The organism is Acinetobacter sp. YH12235 (assembly GCF_013417705.1).
Lineage (GTDB): Bacteria > Pseudomonadota > Gammaproteobacteria > Pseudomonadales > Moraxellaceae > Acinetobacter.
The window spans coordinates 1-20,424 of record NZ_VPDL01000031.1 but is presented as its reverse complement, the minus strand read 5'-3'; the positions used below and the strand labels follow the sequence as shown (position 1 = coordinate 20,424).

The window sequence follows — 20,424 nt, the reverse complement described above, 5'->3', positions numbered from 1 at the left end:
TGGGAGAAGGTTAGGATGAGGGGTATTTTCTTATTTTTGATCTTGATGAGTATGTTTAAAAAGTATATAGATTACTAATTCAATAGATTAGATAGAGTTTGCTAATTTGCTCAATATTTTAGAATATCCATTCGTTTATCAAGATGAAAACTACATATATTTATATAAACATCAGCCTATTACTGATAGTCGATTAAAGCTTCTAACAGAAGGGACTATAAGTTTTACAAAGCCTGAAAAATTTAATGATCCTTTAGACTGTGTGTATGCTGTGGATGATAGTTACCATCACTCAGCGGAAGAAGTACAAAATATATTTTGGAAATACTGCCGTATAAATATAGCTATGGAGGAGGCACAAAAGTTAGCTAAACAATTAAAAGAGATAGAAACTAAAGATATAAATAACCTTAGTTATTTTCAAGATATTAATAGTCGCATGGGAATCTGCTGCTTAAACCACAACCCACTTAATATTCTTATGTGGTCTCATTATGCAGATTTTCATAAAGGTTTTTTAACAGAATTTAAATTTCATAAAAGAGATATGCTTATATCTAGTCAAAAATATAAGAACTTTTTACCTATTCCTATAAGATATTCTAATGAAATGCCACTAATTACATTAAAGGATCGTTTAAACCCTAAATGGAAAATATTAGAGATCTATACAACGAAATCTGAAGAATGGAGCTATGAAAAAGAGTTTAGAATTTTAAGACCTTATACAAATGAACCGATCCAAAAAATTCCTTATACAGATTTAATTTGTACTGTAATTGGTGGAATTAAAATTTCATCCAAAGATGAGGAAAAACTTAAAAAGATATGTAGTAAAAATAAAATTCCCTATTTTAGAGTAGAAAGAATATTCAATAATTATGGTCTTACAGTTCCTAATCATCCTAGATTAGATCGAACTATTAATGAAACTTCATGAAAATTTAATGAACCTTTTTGGCGCATAAATTGCTTGTCACGCTTATTCAATTTTACTGTTTGATATAACACATCAGGGATTAAACGTGACCAGCACATATCTACGCGGACAAGAACTCATAGGTCAAATTCGAAACCAGCCTTATTCACGTGATTTGATTGGCTATCATGGCGATGTACCAAAAGTAGAATGGCCTAATCAGGCCCGTGTCGCAGTTCAGTTTGTACTGAATTATGAAGAAGGTGGTGAAAACCACATTGAACATGGTGATGCCGGTTCAGAACAGTTTCTATCTGACATTATTGGCGCAGCCAGCTTTCCAGACAAACACATGTCGATGGATTCTATGTATGAATATGGCTCACGTGCAGGTTTCTGGCGGATTCACAATGAGTTTAAAAAGCGTAATCTGCCGATGACTATTTTTGGGGTTGGGATGGCTTTAATCCGCAATCCTTATATAGTCGAAGCGATTAAAGAAGCCAATTATGATGTAGTGTCACATGGTCAGCGCTGGGTGCATTATCAGGACATGCCGATTGAACTTGAACGCCAGTATATGGATCAGGCGATTAGCGTACTGGAAACCCTGTTCGGCGAAGCACCGATTGGTTGGTATACCGGTCGGGATAGTCCAAATACCCGTCAATTACTGGCTGAATTTCCTCAGATTCAATATGACTGCGACAACTACGGAGATGACTTGCCATTTTGGAGCACATTGACCAATCAGGCAGGGGAAACACGCCCTCATTTGATCATCCCCTATACTTTAGAAAGCAATGATATGAAATTTAGTTCACCGGGCGGCTTTAATAGTGGGGAGCAATTCTATCAATATTTAAAAGATGCCTTTGATGTGCTCTATGCTGAAGGTGAAACTGAACCAAAAATGTTATCGATTGGGATGCATTGTCGTATTTTAGGGCGGCCGGGACGCTTCAAAGCCCTACAAAAGTTCCTCGATTATGTGCAAGGTCATGAAAAGGTGTGGATTTGCCGACGGGGTGATATTGCAGCACATTGGTATAAATATCACGCACCAAACTGAGAAAAATATATTAAAAAAGAGAACCTTGAGTTCTCTTTTTTTGCTTTATACATCATATAAAAATATAAGATCAAAAAGATTTGGCACTGTTATTGCAAAACCTGTACTGAACAAAAAATGAATATCATCAGGCGATTTAATAGTGCAACTCGTTGAATTTAATCAGGCATCTCCAGAAGAGGCCATTACCTTTTTAAAGCACTGTGTGCAAATACCGAGCTGGTCGACCCAGATTGAAGCAAAGCGTCCTTATGCATCTGTTGAAGATGTATTGAATATAGCCAGACAACAGGCTGCAACCTGGACCTGGGACGAAATCAAAGCAGCTTTGGATAATCATCCACGTATTGGTGAAAAAAAGGCACAGGCTGAATTAAGCGAAGTTGAAAAAAACTTTTCCAATCGTGAACAGGCTGCGATAACTCAGGACGAAGCAACTCAGCAAGCTTTGCTAGAAGGCAATATTGCTTATGAAAAAAAATATGGCTATATCTTCCTGATTAAAGCGGCTGGTTTAAATAGCCAAGAAGTGCTGAATGCCTTGAAAGACCGTTTAGTTAATGATCCGGAAACTGAAAAAGGTATTGTTCATACGCAACTGGCGGAAATCGCTTTATTAAGACTGTCACAGGAGCTGCAAGCATGATCAGCACTCATATCTTAGATACGCATCTCGGCAAACCTGCAGCACATGTTTTAATCAAACTCTTTGATGAAAAAGGTGAATTACTCGGAAAAGCATTTACCAATGCAGATGGTCGAGTCACAGATTTTGGTTTAACCGAATTTGAGGAAGGTAAATACAGTCTTGAATTTGCTACTTCTGATTATTTTGAAGGCTTAGGTCTAGAAACTTTCTTTCCTAAAGCAGTCATTCATTTTCAGGTGAAAGATGCCTCTCAGCACTTTCATATTCCTTTACTGATCAGCCCATTCGCGTACTCCACATATCGCGGAAGCTGATTTTTTTATTCAAGCTTTCAGGGAGAGAAAAAGAATGACAGAACAAAGCACCAACATTTCACCAGAACATGAATATCTGGGCGCAGGCAAAAGTGCAGCCTATGGCTTGCAACATGTATTGACCATGTACGGTGGTATTATCGCACCACCACTCATTGTGGGTACTGCCGCAGGTTTGGAAGCTACACAAATCGGTTTATTGATTGCGGCTGCATTGTTTGTTGGCGGTCTGGCTACGATTTTACAAACCATTGGAGTGAAATATATCGGGGCTAAATTGCCACTGGTACAAGGGGTTTCCTTTGCGGGTGTGGCGACGATGGTGGCGATTGTAACTACAGGTGGCGGCTTATCAGCTGTTTATGGTGCAGTCATCATAGCTTCATTAATTGGTTTCTTCCTTGCGCCTTATTTTTCTAGAATTATCCGTTTTTTCCCGCCAGTCGTGACCGGCTGTGTGATCACGATTATCGGTTTATCACTTTTACCCGTAGCCGTTCGCTGGATGATGGGGGGCAATAAAAATGCACCTGAATGGGGAAGTGTAGAAAATATCAGTTTGGCCGTGATGACCTTGGCCATTGTGATCTGTCTAAACTTGAGTAGAAATGCCTCGATTCGTCGCCTGTCTATTTTATTGGCGATCGTATTGGGTTCAATGCTGGCTTATCTGTTTGGTTTTGGCGATTTTAGTAAAGTCGGCAATGGTGCATGGGTACAATTTCCGAGTTTCTTTGCTTTCGGCATGCCAACTTTTGAACTCAGTGCAATCATTTCCATGCTGATCGTGACGCTGGTGATTATGACTGAAACAACAGCTGATATTATTGCTGTAGGTGAAATTGTTGGAACCAAAGTAGATTCAGAACGTATTTCCAATGGTCTGCGTGCAGATATGTTCTCAAGTGCAGTTGCACCGATTTTTGGTTCATTCATGCAAAGTGCTTTTGCACAGAACGTCGGGCTGGTAGCCATTACCGGGATTAAAAGCCGTTTTGTGGTCGCTGCTGGCGGTATGATTTTAGTGGTTTTGGGATTACTTCCAATTATGGGCCGACTAATCGCCGCAATTCCGGTTCCGGTACTTGGTGGTGCAGGATTGGTGCTATTTGGTACAGTGGCTGCAAGCGGCATCCGAACTCTGGCAAAAATTGATTATAACGAGCAAAAGAATTTGATTATTGTTGCAACTTCAATTGCAGCCGGCATGATCCCGATTATTGACTATTCTTTCTATGCTAATTTTCCAAAATGGTTTCAAACCCTATTTCATTCTGGCATCAGTTCAACCTGTTTAATGGCGATCCTTTTAAACATTCTGTTTAATCATCTGCAAATGTTCAAGTCGAAAACAGAGGTTCCGGAAAAGATTGCAGAAACGCTGCATTAAAGTATGATTTCCTCCATATGCCCATGCCAGTCATGGGCTTTTTTATCAAAAATTAAAAAAGTTGGCTTTGTTCTTGCTTAATCCAGAATGAGATTTTTAATTCCATTGGGGAACCTTATTTATGAAATTTACTCAAGTTGCTGCTGCAACATTACTTGCATGGGGTGCAGCATCTGCACAGGCAAAACCAGTCTGGCAGGATTTTAGCGTTACTGGGCTTTATGGGGAAAACTATGAAGTTGTAGATAAAAAACAGGCAACCCTAACTGTTGAATACGCTGCAAAAGTTAAATATGCAGATGTCTTCTTTTTCATTGACCGTATGCGTGGTTCCGATGATATTAAATCAAGCTATTTTGAATTTTCACCACGTTTAAGTCTGGGTGAAGTTTCAGGTCAAAAGCTGGCATTCGGTCCAGTGAAAGATGTGCTGGTCGCAACGACTTGGGAAGGTGGTGAAGGTTTTGATAACTTCCTGTACGGTGTAGGTTTCGACCTGGCTATTCCAAAATTCAATTATGCCAGCGTGAATCTTTATCGTGTAAATAACGAAAATATGGAAGACGACTATCAGCTCACCTTGACCTATGGTGTGCCATTTAAACTGGGTACAGAAGAATTCCTGGTAGATGGCTTCCTGGACTGGTCAACTGCTGAAGATGATCATGCGAGCGAGATGAACTGGACGACTCAGTGGAAATGGAATGTCGGCAAGCATATTTCTCCTGACACCAATTTATATCTCGGTATTGAGCATTCGGTTTGGAATAACAAATACGGTATTCCGGATGCAGATGAAAATAACGTGAGTGCTTTAGTGAAATATCATTTCTAAAATAAGAAATAAGAAATTAAAAAGCCCTTATCAATAAGGGCTTTTTAATGGGCTTAATTTTCGATAAAAATCTTTTCAGGAAAAGTATAAACATCACAGTTTGGACCAGTGCCGATCCGATCGATCACCACAAAATCACTCGGAGCTTCAAAGGTCAGCAAAGGATGATGCCAGGTACCGGCACGGTAATTTACACTTTGTGTACCATTACTGATAAAAGCCTGAATTTGACTGAGATCAGGCTTTTCATGATCCAGATTAGGCGCAACCACAATTAGAAATTTCTGGCCCTGCATCGGGATGAACGCTTGTGAACCGACAGGGTGACGTTCCAGCATTTCGATTGCAAAGGGAATGGCTGTAGTCTGAATATTTCTAAAAATACTTAGACCAACTTTAGCATCTGTTTCAGCAACCGCCAGAGCATGATAACGCTCGGTCTGCTGATCATTAATATGGAAAAAATCATTGCCTTCGCAGGCAATGACCTCGCCATAAGGCAAGAAACTTTCAGCAGTTAAGGGCTGTATTTTTATGGTTTGCATGCTCATAGATATAATTACTCAGGCAACTTTTCCCCACAGTCGAATCCGGCTAATGCCACCATCCGGAATCATGTTCACCCGAATATGAGAAATTTTTCCCTGTTTTAAGATTTCCTCAACAAAGCTATGAATATGATCCATCTGCATCTCTTGTGCTTCAAGCAGGAATGGCCAGAACATACTTTGCGGAATTAACTGCTGGTCAGTCGCATCTTCAATATAAATCGCTTGGATAGAGACTTGAGCAGGAAAGTTACCTTTAAAATGCGCGGTATCAATCTCAATTTTTTCAATCTGACCACTCTGACCCAGAGCCAAGATACACCAGTCAAAGCCGGGTGCACGACGGCGCTTGGTTTCCCAGCCATCACCCATATTGATGCCACGCCCCGGATTAATCAGATTACGTGGATGACCAAAGTGCGCATCACTATAGGCAATGACACGACCGCCATTTTCCAGAGCGACCAGATCAATCACCTGATTGCTGTCCTGAACCTGAATTTTTACTTCACCATAGACTTTAAAGCGAGCTACACCCCCGTCAGGGAAAATATTTAGGCGTACATGTGTAAAGACTTCGTCTGAATCAATATTAAAAATATGATGCTGGCTCGGACCTAATATACTGTTTGGTAAAATTGAGTGCCAAGTTGCGGTGCTTAAGTCACCATTTGGTGCATAGCAGGCTTTAACTGCAGCAGAAGCTGGATAGTTTCCGGTAAAGAATGTGGTATCAATATCTAGTGCTTTGATGGTTCCAGCTACCCCCAGTTTGACAATCGCCCAGTCATAGCCGGCATGACGCTTGCGGCGGGTTTCCCAGCCGTCCATCCATTTGCCATGATTATCAAATTTATCTTCAACAAAAATTGGTGCATCAAATTGCAACATTCGTTTTGCTTCAGCAAAAAAATCATCTGAACATTCAAGAATTTCTGCACCAATCCGGCTATCAGCCAAGTTGGTAAGCTGCTGGATATGGGCAGGGATCTCGAAAATGGGTGCAAATAATGTTGCCATAACTATCTTCCATTCAAATTATGTTTAACGTGAATCTAATTTTTTATAAAAGTCTGTAATTCTGCTGAAAGACCTTATAAAAACAGGTTTTTAATGAATAGATGAATGCACGGCTTGTGCCAACTTTTGAGAAAAATCAGTGCATTATTTTCGAAATGGCACGCTTTTAGCTACACAGGGAGGAAGAAACACAATTTTGAGAGGAGCATATAGATGGAGATTACAATTATTGGTGCAGGGATGGGGGGATTGACCACAGGAATTGCACTAAAAAAGTTTGGGCATAAAGTCACCATCTATGAACAGGCAGAAAAGATTTTACCGGTGGGCGCGGCAATTTCACTTTGGTCAAATGGGGTAAAATGTTTGAATTATCTGGGCTTAACTGAGCAGGTGGCCAAGCTCGGTGGTCAGATGGATCAGCTGGCCTATATTGATGGTTTGACGGGCGACACCATGACCCAGTTCAGTTTATTGCCTTTGATTGAAGAAGTGGGACAACGTCCATATCCGGTGGCACGTGCTGATTTACAGAACATGTTGATGGACGAGTTTGGCCGTGAAGATATTCAGCTGGGCAAGAAGATGGTTGAGCTGCAAGAACAGAAAGACGGTGTTCTGGTTAAATTTGCGGATGGTACAGAAATTAAAACAGACCTACTGATTGGCGCAGATGGAACCCATTCCATTACCCGTGCCTATGTACTGGGCGAACAGGTTTCTCGTCGCTATGCCGGTTATGTCAACTGGAATGGTCTGGTAGAAATTTCAGAAAAGCTTACTCCAGCAGATCAATGGACCACATTTGTCGGACAAGGTAAGCGCGTTTCGCTGATGCCTGTGGCAGACGGAAAATTCTATTTCTTCTTTGATGTACCGTTGCCGGTCGGTTTAGAGAATAATCGGGCAGAATATAAAACCTTATTGAAACAGTATTTTGAAGGTTGGTGTGCGCCGGTTCAGCATCTGATTGACGCGCTGGATGAACAGAAAACCAATCGGGTTGAAATTCATGATATTGAACCGTTTGCCCAGTTCTATAAAGGTCGTGTTGTAATTGTTGGTGATGCCGCACATAGCACCACACCGGATATTGGTCAGGGTGGTTGCCAGGCCATGGAAGATGCAATCTATCTGGCTCGTTCTTTACAGATTAATACGCTGGGTCTGGAAGATGCCTTGAAACGCTATCAGAACAAACGCAATGAGCGTGCCAATGAGCTGGTCTTGCGTGCACGTAAACGCTGTGATGTGACACATATGAAAGATGAAGCCGTGACCAAAGAATGGTATGAGGAACTGCGTAAAGAGCAGGGACCGCATATCATGAAAGGGATTATCAGCAATATTATTGGCAATCCTTTAGATTAATTCTGCGTTTAATCTCTTGGCAAAAAGCCCTTCATATCGAAGGGCTTTTTATATTTAAATAACAGCAATTCGCTAATAGATTTTTTAGGCCGCAAGTAAAGCTTTCGCTGCCTGACGATGTGCAGCCTGAACCGCTTCAAGATCCAGATTCAGGATTTCCCGGTCTTTAACGACCCATTGTCCATTCACCATGACATGTTCGGCACGGTCTGCACCGCACAGTAACAGGCCGGCAATCGGATCATGAATCCCTGAAAAACGCACATCATCCAGACTATAAAAAGCTAAATCTGCCTGAAAATCTGCTGCGATTTGTCCTAGGTGCTTTTCACGTCCCAGTACCTGTGCCGAGCCTTGTGTGGCCCAGGTTAAAGCACGTTCAGGCGTAATCACTTCTGCACCATATTTTAAACGTTGTAAATACATCGCCTGCCGAGCTTCCAGAATCAGGTTAGACGCATCACCCGAAGCAGAGCCATCCACACCTAGACCAATGACTGCTCCTGCTTCCAGTAGATCCATGGTTGGACAAATCCCTGAAGCCAGACGCATATTGGAATGCGGACAATGACAGATACCGACTTGAGCCCGCCCTAAGCGTTGGATCTCATCGGCATCAAAATGAATGCCATGCGCCAGTCAGGTTCTGGAATTAAGCCAGCCTACACTTTCCAGATAATCGACGGTGCGCATGCCAAATTTAAACAGACAAAATTCTTCTTCATCCAGTGTTTCGGCCAGATGGGTATGCAGACGTACATCCAGTTTTTCTGCCAGTGCAGCACTTTCTCGCATAATTTCTTGGGTGACTGAAAATGGTGAACATGGTGCAAGCGCAATATTGACCATCGCATCAGCACTACGCTGGTGATATTTCTGCACCAACCGTTCTGAGTCCAGCAGAATGGTGTCCATATCCTGTACGGTATGCTGCGGTGGCAAGCCACCAGAATCTTCACCCAGACTCATGGAACCTCGGGTCAGCATGACCCGAATCCCTAATTGTTCTGATGCTTCAACCTGAACATCAATGGCATCGGACAGCTGCTGTGGAAACAGATAATGGTGATCCGCAGCAAAGGTACAACCGGAAAGCAGTAATTCAGACAATGCAATTTGAGTGGCTAGATAATGCTGTTCAGTATTCAATTTGGCCCAGACCGGATATAAGGTTTTTAGCCATGGAAATAGCGGCGCATTGACCACGGGAGCCCAAGCACGGGTCAAGGTCTGATAAAAATGATGATGGCTATTAATCAGTCCCGGTGTAATCACCAAATTCTGGGCATCAAAGAACTGGTCATAAGGCGATGCTGGGGTTTGTCCCAAAGCCACCAGTTCAATAATTTTGCCATCGCGGATGACCAAGCCACCACGGGCATCCAGATCATTTGCGGTAAATACAGCAAGAGGATTTTTAATCCATAAGGTTGTCATATCTTTTTTCCAATAAGTTTTATTTGTGCTGCACATGAATCAGGCAGCACATGAGGCATTGAGCTGTTGTAATTTGATTTTCAAATCTTCCATCTGGTCGATCAGATGGTTCATCATGATTTGTGAGATACGGGAAATTTGCCGTTTCGGTGCCACACAAAGGGCAAGGGTCAGTGGATGCATACCTTTTTCAATGATCGGTTTAAACACCAGTTCATCACGTTCTAAATAAGGCAAAGCATCGATATAGGACAGTACCCCAATCCCTAAGTTGCGCTCTGCCAGAGAGGTAATCATGCGAATGTCATTACACTCCAGCTTTTGCTGTGGCATAAATTGGTGATGTTTATACAGGCTATAGACATAGTCATGAATGATTAAAGGGGCACAGGGAATGAGATGCTTAAAGTATAAAGTGTCGGAAAAATAGATTTTTTCTGCCTGAGCTAAAGGATGAGATTTGGCCATCACAAATCCAACCGGGATTTCCACAAAAGACATGACTTCGAGCTGATTATGACTTTTAGGATTGAGCAGAATGCCAAAATCAACTTCAGCATCCATAATCATTTTAGAGACGGTATCACTTTCCTGAATCTGGATATTGAAATTGATCCAGGGATAGTTTTCATACATATATTGTAGAGAATCTAAAACGAAACCGTCACTGAGTGCCGCAATGAGTCCGAGTTCAATGCTGCCGCGTGATAAACCCTGAATTTCATCAAAACGTACACAGGTCTGATGGAATTCTTTTTGCCATTTGAGTAAATCTGCATACAGCAATTCACCCGCTAATGTCAGCTTCAGGCCACTCGGCAACCGTTCAAAAAGCACGATGCCAAATTCTTCTTCTGCCAGAGTGATCTGACGATGAATCGCGGAGACAGAAATATAAAGCTGATCAGCTGCTTTTCTGAGGCTGCCTGTTTTGGCTACGGCAATAAAATATTCTGAAAATCTTGAAAAAGTAATATTCATAAAATCACGTCAATCCACCTGCACATCGTTTTAATCACATAATTTTCAGCTAGAAACTAAGTGATTCTGGTTCTATGTAAGTGGATAAGCGATTTCTGTGCCAATTTTCAAAGAAATGGAACAGTAAAAGTTTTGTGTTCTATTTTTTGGAACACGGGCTACGAAACATTCTAATAGACAGTAGAACAGGCATTTGGCTAATTTTATAAAAGAACAACAAGGCAGCTTAATGAAATAAAAATTTAAGCCGTTGTCATGCAATAAATATTTGTGAGTGAACTATGAATGCGATCCCGGTGCTTAATTTATTCAGTCAACCGCACTGTAGCGGCTTTGACCCATCAGACTGGAATATCCTGGCTCAGCATTGGTATCCAGTTGCCCGTATTCAGGATGTGAGTACTACGCCACAGCAGGTACAACTTCTGGATGTGAAGATGGCCCTATATCAAACTGAGAGTGGCAGCATTCATCTGGTTCGTGATATCTGTCCGCATCGTGGTGTGCCATTAACCAAAGGCTGGGTAAAGGGTGAAGAAATCATTTGTCCTTATCATGGCTTGCATTACAACACTCAAGGAAAATGCACCAAAATACCGGCTCAACCAGAACTGACGAACATATCGGATCGTTTTACCTTAACCAAATTTCCAGTGGTCTTGAAATATGGTCTGGTCTGGACCAGTCTGTTTAGCCGGGATGAATCAGAAGCTAATTTCCCTGATCTGGATACCTGGGACAGTGAAGAGCACCAATCCATCTTACCGCCATTTGTTGATATCGGTGGTTCAAGTGGCCGGCAGCTGGAAGGCTTTATTGATGTGGCGCATTTTGCCTGGGTGCATCATGAATCTTTCGCTTCACGTGATAATCCGATCGTGCAAAAGTATTCCACTTTGCGCACTCCTTATGGCTTGCATACAGAATATGTTAGCGATGTCAGCAACTATCCACATGGCTTGCAGCATCTGGCACCCGAAGGATTTTTGTGGAAACGTGTGTTTGATGTTTATCCACCATTTTCAGCGATTTTAACGGTGCATTTTCCGGAAAATGGCATCCTGAAAATTCTAAATGCCTGCTGTCCGGTATCTCATAATCAAACCCGTTTATTTGTGCCATTGACCCGTAATTTTGATACGACTGGTGATCTGCAAGCGGTTTACGATTTTAACGCACAAATTTTTGCTGAAGATCAGGACATGGTCGAAAGCCAGAAACCAGAAGAATTACCTTTGGATATCACTATGGAAGCACATTTTGAAGCTGACCGTTCTTCGACAACTTATCGCCGCATTCTGGGGGAATGGGGCCTAAGCAAACGCTATATTGTTTAAATTAAATTTCCTCCTTTATGCACCCTGGTCTGTTGGGGTGCTTTTTTATTCCATATATGTCGAAAATCCTCTTTTTAGAGGAGCTATGACCATTGAACTACTAATTTTAGAGTAATTTATGCCACAGCCTAGCCATGAGCAAATGCTATCTTTTTTAAGATTATCCAATAAGGTTGCCAAGCGGGCAATGTCTTTAGGCCATCATCCTTTTGGTGCGGTGCTGGTTGCACCTGATCATGAAACGGTTTTACTGACCCAATGTAATATTGATACGGTCAACCATGCAGAAAGTACTTTAGCCCGGATCGCAGCCAGCAATTTTACGCCGGATTATCTGGCTGAATGCACCTTATATACGGCAGTTGAACCTTGCTGCATGTGTTCTGGAACGATTTATTGGGCCAATATCGGGCGGGTGGTCTATGCCATGACCGAAGAAAAATTATTGCAATGTACTGGAAACCACAATGAGAATCCGACTATGAGTGTTTCTGCTGAGTATGTTTTTGCTCATGGTCAGAAGAATATTGAGCTGATTGGACCAATCATGGAACTTGAACAGGAAACGGTTCAATTGCAAAAAGACTTCTGGTCATCTCGGTGAAGATTTGAAATTATTCTTTTTATAATTCTACTTCATTTTATTTATATTATTTATAAGACCATAAAAACAGATTTTCTGGATTGTAGGCTCAATTTAAAACCCTGCAATCCAGTCTCTATTTTCTAAAAATACTTTCCTTAATTTTCTATTTTTAAAAATCCATTTTATTCATTCAGTGCATTGCCAATTATAAGCCATTTATTGGCGCACACGATTTAGAGCTGACGCACTTATCTAGCGCAGATCAAAAGAAAATCACAAGAATTTTTAAATTTTCAACTTTATTAATTTCTCAACCTTGAGCTGAGCTTGGTTTTCTAGCAACTTTACTCATTGTCTTAGATTGATATCTATATTTCTCGGCTTATATTCTTAACTGTTCAACTTTTTTATACTCAATACTTGGTAGTAAATAATTGTAATTTATAAAAATAAATAAAAGAACAGATCATTCTAAAAATTATAAGTGTCTTGCAATCCACCTGTTCTATTTTTTGAACTGAATTGGAATAGAAGTTGCTAATTAATAGAAATATAGCAATCAGTAAAATTTTTGATGTCGATTCAGATCTTTTAAAGCCGCTATTTATAAAACTCAAATGGCATTCACGGAGGCAATTTATGCTGAATATGTCCAAACATAAAAAGATAATGAAAAAATTTTCACTGCCTGTAATTGCGGCTGCAATTATGGGTTTGGGGATCAGTAGTCAGAGCTTTGCAGTCGATAAAGCTGCATTTGTCTATATTGGACCAACCAGTGACCATGGCTGGACGTATTCTCATGATCAGGGGCGTATTAAAGCTGAAAAAGCTTTGGGCGGAAAATTTAAAACGACTTATATCGAAAATGTACCTGAAACGGCCGATGCTGAACGTGTGATTCGTAATCTGGCACAGCAGGGCAATAAAGTAATTTTTGCGACCTCTTTTGGTTATATGAACCAGATGGAAAAAGTCGCGAAGCAGTTCCCCAATACCGTATTCATGCATGCGACCGGTTATAAGCAGGGGAAAAACCTAGGCATCTATGATGTACGTACCTATGAAGGTGCTTACATGCTGGGTGTAGTGGCAGGGCAAACCACCAAAACTAATACCTTGGGTGTCGTAGCCTCATTCCCGATCCCGGAAGTGGTTCGTAATATTAATGCCTATACCTTGGGTGCACAAAGCGTCAATCCTAAAGTCAAAACCAAAGTCATCTGGGTGAACTCATGGTTTAACCCGGGTAAAGAACGTGATGCGGCTTTGGCGCTGATTTCTCAAAAAGCTGATGTGCTGATGCAAAACACAGATTCGCCAGCAGTTGTGCAAGCTGCCCAGCAAAAAGGCGTTTATGCCTTTGGTTGGGATTCAGACATGAGCAAATTTGGTCCTAAAGCGCATCTGGCTGCTTCAGTACTGCACTGGGAAAAAATTTATACGCCAGCAATGCAGCAAGTGGCTAATAAAACCTGGAAACCTGCCGCTCTCTGGTATGGCGTAAAACAGGATGCAGTGAAAATTGAAAACTTCGGACCTGCTGTTCCTGCCAAGGTGAAACAGTCTGCTTTAAATGCACAAAGTGCGATTCATAAAGGCACATTACATCCATTCCAGGGCCCAATCTATAAACAGGATGGAACTTTGGTGATTGCCAAAGGCGGCAAAATGACAGATGAAGCGCTTGGAAAAATGAACTTCTATGTGAAAGGAGTTGAAGGTTCATTACCTAAATAATCCTTTCACTATGTGTATGACTTAAAAATAAAAGAAAGTAAATCCTGAAAAATCATCCCCCAGTCCATGAATCACTTTATGGACTGGGCCAAAATGAGTGGAGACTGAGTTATGAGCGATCTGCCTCACATGTCAAATGACATCGAAACGTCATCGCTCAATGAGCAGCAAATTCCACGACTGGAGCTGATCAATATCAGCAAAAGCTATAACTCATTGAAAGCAAATGACAGTATTAATTTAAAAGTCCAACCTGGGCAAATTCATGCCATCCTGGGTGAAAACGGTGCTGGTAAAAGTACCTTGATGAAACTCATCTACGGCGCGACCAAAGCAGATAGCGGTCATATCGTCTGGAATGGCAAAGAAGTACAGATAGAAAGTCCATCGATGGCCAGGAAACTGGGGATTGGCATGGTGTACCAGCATTTCTCCCTATTTGAAACCATGACCGTAGCTGAAAACATTTTATTAGGTCTGGATGAGAAAATAGACCTGAAAAGCTTAGCGGCTAAAATCACCGAAGTATCAGAACAATATGGCTTACCGGTAGATCCACGGCGTGAAGTTTTTTCTTTATCGATTGGTGAGCGACAACGGGTCGAAATTATCCGCTGTCTACTCCAAAATCCTTCCTTACTCATTTTAGATGAACCGACCTCCGTATTAACCCCACAAGCGGTACGTCAGTTATTTAAAACTTTGCGACTGGTGGCTTCGCAAGGTGTTTCAATTCTTTATATCAGCCATAAATTACATGAAATCAAAGAACTCTGTGATGAAGCGACGATTCTGCGTAATGGCAAAGTCACCGGCTATGTATTGCCTTCTGAAAATAGTACCAGTGAACTGGCCAAATTAATGATTGGCCGGGAATTGCCGACGTATGCGCATGTTGAATATACAGGCGAACATCGCACGCTGTTTCAGGTGAAAAACCTGAATTACGAAACTGATGATCCTTTTGGCGTGTCCTTATCCAATATTCAACTTAACCTGAATTCGGGTGAAATTCTAGGCATTGCCGGTATTTCGGGTAATGGTCAATCTGAATTACTAGCACTGCTTTCCGGTGAGCAAACGGCGAAAAGAGGTCAGGTTTTTCTACTAGATCATGACATTTCTGAACTCAGTGCAGGCCAGCGGCGTGATCTAGGCTTGGGTTTTGTCCCGGAAGAGCGTTTAGGTCGCGGTGCTGTGCCGAATATGACGCTGGCACAAAACACCCTGTTAACTGCCTTTCGTCAGGGTTTAAACAAATGGGGCTTTATCCAGTTTGAGAAAACTGTCACTTTTGCCCAGCAATGTATCGAAAAATTCGGGGTAAAAGCTGCAGGACCACAAGCGGAAGCGCGCAGCCTTTCGGGCGGGAATCTGCAAAAATTTATTGTGGGGCGTGAAATCCTGCAACAGCCCAAAGTATTAATTATTTCCCAGCCAACCTGGGGTGTTGATGTCGGTGCATCGATGTTTATCCGTCAAACCCTGATTGATCTTTCCCGTCAAGGTGTTGCGATTTTAGTGATTTCAGAAGAGCTGGAAGAGCTGTTTGAAATTAGCGACCAGATTTGTGTTCTGGCTGGTGGAAAGCTGTCGGCACCTGTCCCGGCTAAAAATACCAATGCAGAACAGATTGGCCTGCTCATGTCAGGTATTCAGGCAGATCCAGCAATATTGGCTGAATCCGAGCCTGTCCATGAAGCGCATGCGTAGAGAAGAGGTGTAAATATGCATTTATTAGAACCTAGAGAACATCCTTCTCAATTAATGAAATGGCTCTCACCTGTGCTTGTATTACTCGCCATGCTGGCGGTAGGTAGCCTATTGTTTTTAATGCTTGGAGTGAATCCTGCTCAGGCTTTATATATCTTTTTTATTGAGCCGCTAAGCTCAGTCTATAACCTGAGTGAACTGATAATTAAAGCCAGTCCGCTGATTTTAATTGCCTTGGGTCTGGCTGTTGGGTTTCGTGCCCGTCTGTTTAATATTGGTGCTGAGGGGCAGTTGGCTATGGGGGCCATCTTTGGCGGTGGTATTGCCATCCTGTTTCATGAGCAGATCGGCTGGTGGATTTTACCTTTAATGGTGATTATGGGTGCGATTGGTGGTGCAATTTGGGGCCTGATTCCAGCGCTGCTAAAAACCCATTTTAATGCGCAAGAAACCTTGACCACCTTAATGATGAACTATGTGGCATTTTTCCTGCTGATGTATCTGGTCAATGGTCCATGGCGTGATCCAGAAGGCATGAACTTTCCACAATCCTTAATGTTCTCGGAAAGCGCGACCCTGCCGCTGATTATGGAAGGCACACGGATTAACGCCTCAATTTTTATCACGATCATCGCAGTGGTGCTGTTCTGGGTTTTTATCCGTAAGAGTCTGATGGCTTATAAACTGGAAGTCAGTGGTCAGGCACCTTTGGCAGCTCAATATGCAGGATTTTCAGCAAAAAAAGCCATCTGGTTAAGTTTGGGAATTTCAGGTCTGATGGCGGGGATTGCCGGAATCTGTGAAGTTGCAGGTCCAATCGGCCAGCTCAATCCGAATATTTCACCAGGTTATGGTTATGCAGCCATTATTGTGGCTTATCTGGGCCGACTAAATCCAATTGGAATCGTACTTTCAGGTTTCCTGATGGCGCTGATCTATTTAGGTGGTGAACTGGCACAAATGCAGTTGCAACTCCCAGTCGCGATTACCGGAATTTTCCAGGGCCTGCTTTTATTTTTCCTGTTGGCTTCAGATGCCCTGATTGAAAACCGCTACCGTTTTACCAAAAAGAAAATCAAAAAAACCATGACCACTGCGCAAGCAGCCTGATCCAGACAGAAGAAGGATAACAACATGAGTATTGAATTAACCGCAATTGTTGCCGGAACTGTCGCTGCGGCAACGCCATTGATCTTTGCCGGGCTGGGTGAGCTGGTAGCAGAGCGTACCGGTGTCATCAATCTTGGGGTAGAAGGCATGATGCTGGTCGGTGCCATTGCTGGATTTGCTTTCGCTAGCCAGTATGAAGCCAGTGTCGCCAGTGCCTTATTTATGGGCGGATTGGCAGGCACATTGATGGCACTGATTTTTGCATTTTTTACCTTATCTTTAAGCACCAACCAATCCGCCTGTGGTCTGGCACTCACTATTTTTGGGATTGGGATTTCAGCCTTTCTGGGACAGAATTATGTCAGTACTGCCTTACCGGGTCTGGAAAACCTAAAAATTCCGGGACTCGCAGATATTCCATTCATAGGGCCAGTCCTGTTCCAGCAAAACTATGTGGTGTATCTGTCCATACTTGCTTTTGTGCTGGTGTGGTGGGTACTGAGTAAAACCCGTTTAGGCCTGTTACTGAAAGCAGTAGGGGAATCTCCGGAAAGCGCACATGCCATGGGCTATAACGTGCTGGCGATTCGCTATGGTGCAGTCATGTTTGGCGGTGCAATGGCTGGTATTGGTGGTGCATTCTTGTCGACGGTTTATACGCCGATGTGGATTGAAAATATGGTTGCAGGACGTGGCTGGATTGCAATTGCATTAGTGGTTTTTGCTGCATGGAAACCGACGCGTTTGATGTTGGGTGCCTATCTGTTTGGTGGTGTAACGATTTTGCAGTTTCATGCCCAGGCTCTGGGTCTAGAAGTACCGAATGAACTGTTATCGGCATTGCCATATATCGCAACCATTGTCGTCTTAGTCCTCATTTCACGCGACAAGAAGTTATTGAAACTCAATTTACCAGCATCACTCGGTAAAACCTTTAGCCCTTAACCGGACAAATCTCAGGAATTACTTTATGAAAATTATGAGCGCAGATTATGTCCTGACCATGAATTCAAACCTGGACTGTATTAAAGATGGTGCCATCCTGATTGATGGCGCTCTTATTAAACAAGTAGGAACATTACAGGAATTAACTCAGCAATATCCTGAAGCTGCAGTTGACCAGTATCCCAAAAGTTTATTGATGCCGGGCTTGATCAATACCCACTGTCACTCAGGTTTACTGCGCGGTACAGCCGAGGGTTTACCGGTCTGGGACTGGCTGCAGCAGTTTATTGATCCGATGCATCGGGTAGTAACTCCCGAAGATTCCAAAATTGCCTCTTATCTCTGCTATGCCGAAGCGCTGCTATCCGGCACGACTACCATTGTGGATATGTGGCGTTATATGGAAGGTAGTGCTGAGGCCGCACAGCAACTCGGTATACGTGCAGTGCTGGTGCCATATGTGGCTGAACATCCAGATCACAACTATTTTGAAACCCTCAATAGTAATGAAGCTTTAATTCAAAAATGGCATCAAGCTGCAAATGGGCGAATTCAGGTCTGGGTTGGCTTGGAACATCTGTTTTATGCTGAAGAAAAAGCCTTGGCACGTATCCAGAAAATGTGTCATGAATATCAGACGGGTTTTCACACGCATAGCAACGAAAGCAAGTTTGATGTTGAAGAAAACCTTCGACGTTATGGCGTGCGCCCGATCCAGACGCTGGAACAATTGGGCATGCTGGATGTACCTCAATGCCTGTTAGCGCATTGTGTCTGGGCCAATTCAGCAGAGATCGAAATTTTAAAACACTATAATGTTGGTGTCGCACATAATCCGATCTCAAATATGAAACTCGCCTCGGGGGCTGCACCCATTACGGAAATGCTTAAACATGGCATTGCTGTAGGATTAGGTACTGATGGCGAGAAAGAAAATAATAATTTAGACATGTTTGAAGAAATGAAAACTGCTTCATTATTGGCGAAGTTTTCCGGTTTGGATGCTGCAGCACTGGATTCATGGTCTGTCTGTCAGATGGCAACTCGGACAGGTGCCAAAGCCTTAGGCATGCAGGATCAGATTGGTTCGCTAGAAGCTGGGAAATTTGCTGATATTATTGCGGTAGATCTTGCGACACCGAGAATGACGCCTTTAATTAATCAGGGACCACTATTTAATTTACATACCAATCTGGTGCATGCAGTCCAAGGACAAGATGTGCATATGACCATGGTGAACGGCCAAGTGGTGGTAGAAAACCGAAAACTGGTACGTGCTGATCTACAAATCTTAATTGATCAGGTCAATCAGGCTGCTCCAGCCTTGTTCCAGCGACGCGCGAAATGGCTCGCAGAACAAGGAAGTGCGGTCAATGAATTACAGCGCCTGTAAATAAAGTTTAAAAACCAACCCTAACTTTAAACAGGCTTATCTATGCTCCAGAATGGATAAAAAGGCTTCGATAAAGTTAGGCAGTCTTTTATGATGGATCTGACCGACCTTAATTACTTCATAGGTCAGACCATCAGCCTGGAGGTTGTTACTTTCAGCTTTTAATTTCTGCAAGGTTAACTGCAAGCCTTTTAACCATTCTTCAAGCGCCTTGATCGGAATATCATTTTTAAGATCTCCACCTTGCATGGCAGTTTTAAAATGACTCAAGGTCGTACTATCCTTAAAGCAGGCTTCCACCTGATGTTCAGTACTTTCAAATAGGTCATGCTTGATCACAAATAAAAATTTTCCAATCGTTGGCTTAAGTGCGCTGAGATAAATATTTTTTTCATTCAGGGTATATCTTTTATTTCTGGTATTAATAAATTCTGAATTCCAGCCTTGGGACTCTAGAAAATGATCCATTTCAGCGAAGATGAGATCAGTGACTTGTTCCTCAATGCGTTCTGCGAGTTCCTTTAGTTCATGACTGAGCACGATCAGGTTATTTTCCAGCTTTGAGCGCTGGGATTTTTCTTCATCATGCTGCTTGGATTGGGCCAAAATGGCTTGGAAGCGTTGTTCAGGCGTCATGATTTTACTCACTTGATATACAGCCTTGATCACTTAATCATGTGACTGAAAAGCTTTAATTGCAAGCAGGAAAAGAGGGGGGATATTTGGGAAGATTTTAAAGTAAAATATATACTTTTACTGACATAAATTATTGTTTTTAAATTTAATAATTATTATTAAAATATTTTTTATTTGGTTCTAAACTAGAATCGTTACATATTTTGTAGCGATTCAATTCAGTTAATGATCATTACTCGTTTTACTCAATATCACCCATTAAAAGATAAAACTTATATAAGGTGGTTAATAAGAATATTGATAACCCGAATCGCGGATAAAAAATTGACTTGAAAAATAAGAGGACTAGAGCCATCAGTTGAGTTACCACACAAAACTTAAAACTCTAGTCCCGATGTTTAATAGTACCGAATTATTTTGCGTAATTG

Annotated in this window: 18 protein-coding genes and 1 pseudogene; 14 read left to right on the top strand and 5 right to left on the bottom strand. The window is 42.0% G+C overall.

Annotated features, from left to right (window positions below; translation table 11 throughout):
- Nucleotides 1-106: 106 nt before the first annotated feature.
- The 6 genes from FTV13_RS13650 (at nt 107) to FTV13_RS13625 (ending at nt 5,179) form a co-directional block, all read left to right on the top strand.
- Nucleotides 107-940 carry a DUF2971 domain-containing protein gene (locus FTV13_RS13650; RefSeq protein WP_180012328.1) on the top strand — a complete coding sequence of 278 codons (834 nt, stop codon included), beginning with the start codon at nt 107-109 and terminating at the stop codon, nt 938-940.
- A gap of 85 nt (nt 941-1,025) precedes the next feature.
- Nucleotides 1,026-1,991 carry an allantoinase PuuE gene (gene puuE / locus FTV13_RS13645; protein ID WP_180012326.1) on the top strand — a complete coding sequence of 322 codons (966 nt, stop codon included), beginning with the start codon at nt 1,026-1,028 and terminating at the stop codon, nt 1,989-1,991.
- 142 nt (nt 1,992-2,133) lie between these two features.
- Entirely contained in the window at nt 2,134-2,637 is a 504-nt protein-coding gene (gene uraD, locus FTV13_RS13640) for a 2-oxo-4-hydroxy-4-carboxy-5-ureidoimidazoline decarboxylase (protein ID WP_180012324.1), read from the top strand.
- The gene (uraH, locus tag FTV13_RS13635) at nt 2,634-2,954 is read left to right on the top strand and encodes a hydroxyisourate hydrolase (protein ID WP_180012322.1); all 321 of its coding nucleotides are present in this window, start codon (nt 2,634-2,636) and stop codon (nt 2,952-2,954) included. Before uraD ends, uraH begins: the two co-directional genes overlap by 4 nt.
- Nucleotides 2,955-2,988: 34 nt before the next feature.
- A complete protein-coding gene (locus tag FTV13_RS13630; RefSeq protein ID WP_125278692.1) occupies nt 2,989-4,344 on the top strand; it encodes a nucleobase:cation symporter-2 family protein in 1,356 nt (451 codons plus the stop codon).
- Between the two features lie 121 nt (nt 4,345-4,465).
- The gene (locus FTV13_RS13625) at nt 4,466-5,179 is read left to right on the top strand and encodes an outer membrane protein OmpK (protein ID WP_180012320.1); all 714 of its coding nucleotides are present in this window, start codon (nt 4,466-4,468) and stop codon (nt 5,177-5,179) included.
- 53 nt (nt 5,180-5,232) lie between these two features.
- Here FTV13_RS13625 and FTV13_RS13620 read toward each other — a convergent pair whose 3' ends face one another.
- Entirely contained in the window at nt 5,233-5,730 is a 498-nt protein-coding gene (locus tag FTV13_RS13620) for an ureidoglycolate lyase (protein ID WP_175967571.1), read from the bottom strand.
- A gap of 12 nt (nt 5,731-5,742) precedes the next feature.
- Nucleotides 5,743-6,747, bottom strand: coding sequence for an allantoicase (gene alc / locus FTV13_RS13615; RefSeq protein ID WP_180001969.1), 1,005 nt, complete (start codon nt 6,745-6,747; stop codon nt 5,743-5,745).
- Between the two features lie 213 nt (nt 6,748-6,960).
- On the opposite strand from alc, the gene hpxO reads away from it, so the two are divergent.
- Entirely contained in the window at nt 6,961-8,118 is a 1,158-nt protein-coding gene (hpxO, locus tag FTV13_RS13610) for an FAD-dependent urate hydroxylase HpxO (protein WP_180001970.1), read from the top strand.
- Between the two features lie 84 nt (nt 8,119-8,202).
- Here hpxO and FTV13_RS13605 read toward each other — a convergent pair.
- A pseudogene (locus FTV13_RS13605) lies at nt 8,203-9,555 on the bottom strand (8-oxoguanine deaminase).
- Nucleotides 9,556-9,594: 39 nt separating this feature from the next.
- Nucleotides 9,595-10,536, bottom strand: coding sequence for a LysR family transcriptional regulator (locus tag FTV13_RS13600; RefSeq protein ID WP_179992549.1), 942 nt, complete (start codon nt 10,534-10,536; stop codon nt 9,595-9,597).
- Between the two features lie 281 nt (nt 10,537-10,817).
- On the opposite strand from FTV13_RS13600, the gene FTV13_RS13595 reads away from it, so the two are divergent.
- From FTV13_RS13595 to FTV13_RS13565, 7 genes are all read left to right on the top strand, one after another.
- Nucleotides 10,818-11,873 (top strand): aromatic ring-hydroxylating dioxygenase subunit alpha, encoded by a 1,056-nt coding sequence (locus FTV13_RS13595; RefSeq protein WP_179992550.1) that lies wholly within the window; start codon nt 10,818-10,820, stop codon nt 11,871-11,873.
- Nucleotides 11,874-11,991: 118 nt separating this feature from the next.
- The gene (locus tag FTV13_RS13590) at nt 11,992-12,477 is read left to right on the top strand and encodes a nucleoside deaminase (RefSeq protein WP_159123033.1); all 486 of its coding nucleotides are present in this window, start codon (nt 11,992-11,994) and stop codon (nt 12,475-12,477) included.
- Nucleotides 12,478-13,167: 690 nt separating this feature from the next.
- A complete protein-coding gene (locus FTV13_RS13585) occupies nt 13,168-14,199 on the top strand; it encodes a BMP family ABC transporter substrate-binding protein (protein WP_249365091.1) in 1,032 nt (343 codons plus the stop codon).
- A gap of 111 nt (nt 14,200-14,310) precedes the next feature.
- On the top strand, nt 14,311-15,912 hold the full coding sequence (locus FTV13_RS13580) for an ABC transporter ATP-binding protein (RefSeq protein WP_179992551.1): 1,602 nt from the start codon (nt 14,311-14,313) through the stop codon (nt 15,910-15,912).
- Between the two features lie 15 nt (nt 15,913-15,927).
- On the top strand, nt 15,928-17,022 hold the full coding sequence (locus FTV13_RS13575; RefSeq protein ID WP_180012318.1) for an ABC transporter permease: 1,095 nt from the start codon (nt 15,928-15,930) through the stop codon (nt 17,020-17,022).
- Between the two features lie 24 nt (nt 17,023-17,046).
- Complete coding sequence (locus tag FTV13_RS13570; RefSeq protein ID WP_159123035.1) at nt 17,047-17,967, top strand: ABC transporter permease; 921 nt, start codon at nt 17,047-17,049, stop codon at nt 17,965-17,967.
- A gap of 25 nt (nt 17,968-17,992) precedes the next feature.
- Nucleotides 17,993-19,360, top strand: coding sequence for an amidohydrolase family protein (locus FTV13_RS13565; protein ID WP_180012316.1), 1,368 nt, complete (start codon nt 17,993-17,995; stop codon nt 19,358-19,360).
- Nucleotides 19,361-19,396: 36 nt separating this feature from the next.
- Here the strand turns inward: FTV13_RS13565 and FTV13_RS13560 are convergent, their stop codons facing one another.
- On the bottom strand, nt 19,397-19,996 hold the full coding sequence (locus FTV13_RS13560) for a hypothetical protein (RefSeq protein WP_180012314.1): 600 nt from the start codon (nt 19,994-19,996) through the stop codon (nt 19,397-19,399).
- Nucleotides 19,997-20,424: the final 428 nt, after the last annotated feature.

Coding starts and splice junctions, on each gene's coding strand:
- FTV13_RS13570 (WP_159123035.1), top strand. CDS start 17,047: ATGAGTATTGAATTAACCGCAATTGTTGCCGGAACTGTCGCTGCGGCA.
- FTV13_RS13630 (WP_125278692.1), top strand. CDS start 2,989: ATGACAGAACAAAGCACCAACATTTCACCAGAACATGAATATCTGGGC.
- FTV13_RS13560 (WP_180012314.1), bottom strand. CDS start 19,996: ATGACGCCTGAACAACGCTTCCAAGCCATTTTGGCCCAATCCAAGCAG.
- FTV13_RS13590 (WP_159123033.1), top strand. CDS start 11,992: ATGCCACAGCCTAGCCATGAGCAAATGCTATCTTTTTTAAGATTATCC.
- uraH (WP_180012322.1), top strand. CDS start 2,634: ATGATCAGCACTCATATCTTAGATACGCATCTCGGCAAACCTGCAGCA.
- FTV13_RS13575 (WP_180012318.1), top strand. CDS start 15,928: ATGCATTTATTAGAACCTAGAGAACATCCTTCTCAATTAATGAAATGG.
- FTV13_RS13585 (WP_249365091.1), top strand. CDS start 13,168: ATGGGTTTGGGGATCAGTAGTCAGAGCTTTGCAGTCGATAAAGCTGCA.
- FTV13_RS13620 (WP_175967571.1), bottom strand. CDS start 5,730: ATGAGCATGCAAACCATAAAAATACAGCCCTTAACTGCTGAAAGTTTC.
- alc (WP_180001969.1), bottom strand. CDS start 6,747: ATGGCAACATTATTTGCACCCATTTTCGAGATCCCTGCCCATATCCAG.
- FTV13_RS13595 (WP_179992550.1), top strand. CDS start 10,818: ATGAATGCGATCCCGGTGCTTAATTTATTCAGTCAACCGCACTGTAGC.
- FTV13_RS13600 (WP_179992549.1), bottom strand. CDS start 10,536: ATGAATATTACTTTTTCAAGATTTTCAGAATATTTTATTGCCGTAGCC.
- FTV13_RS13565 (WP_180012316.1), top strand. CDS start 17,993: ATGAAAATTATGAGCGCAGATTATGTCCTGACCATGAATTCAAACCTG.
- FTV13_RS13580 (WP_179992551.1), top strand. CDS start 14,311: ATGAGCGATCTGCCTCACATGTCAAATGACATCGAAACGTCATCGCTC.
- hpxO (WP_180001970.1), top strand. CDS start 6,961: ATGGAGATTACAATTATTGGTGCAGGGATGGGGGGATTGACCACAGGA.
- FTV13_RS13625 (WP_180012320.1), top strand. CDS start 4,466: ATGAAATTTACTCAAGTTGCTGCTGCAACATTACTTGCATGGGGTGCA.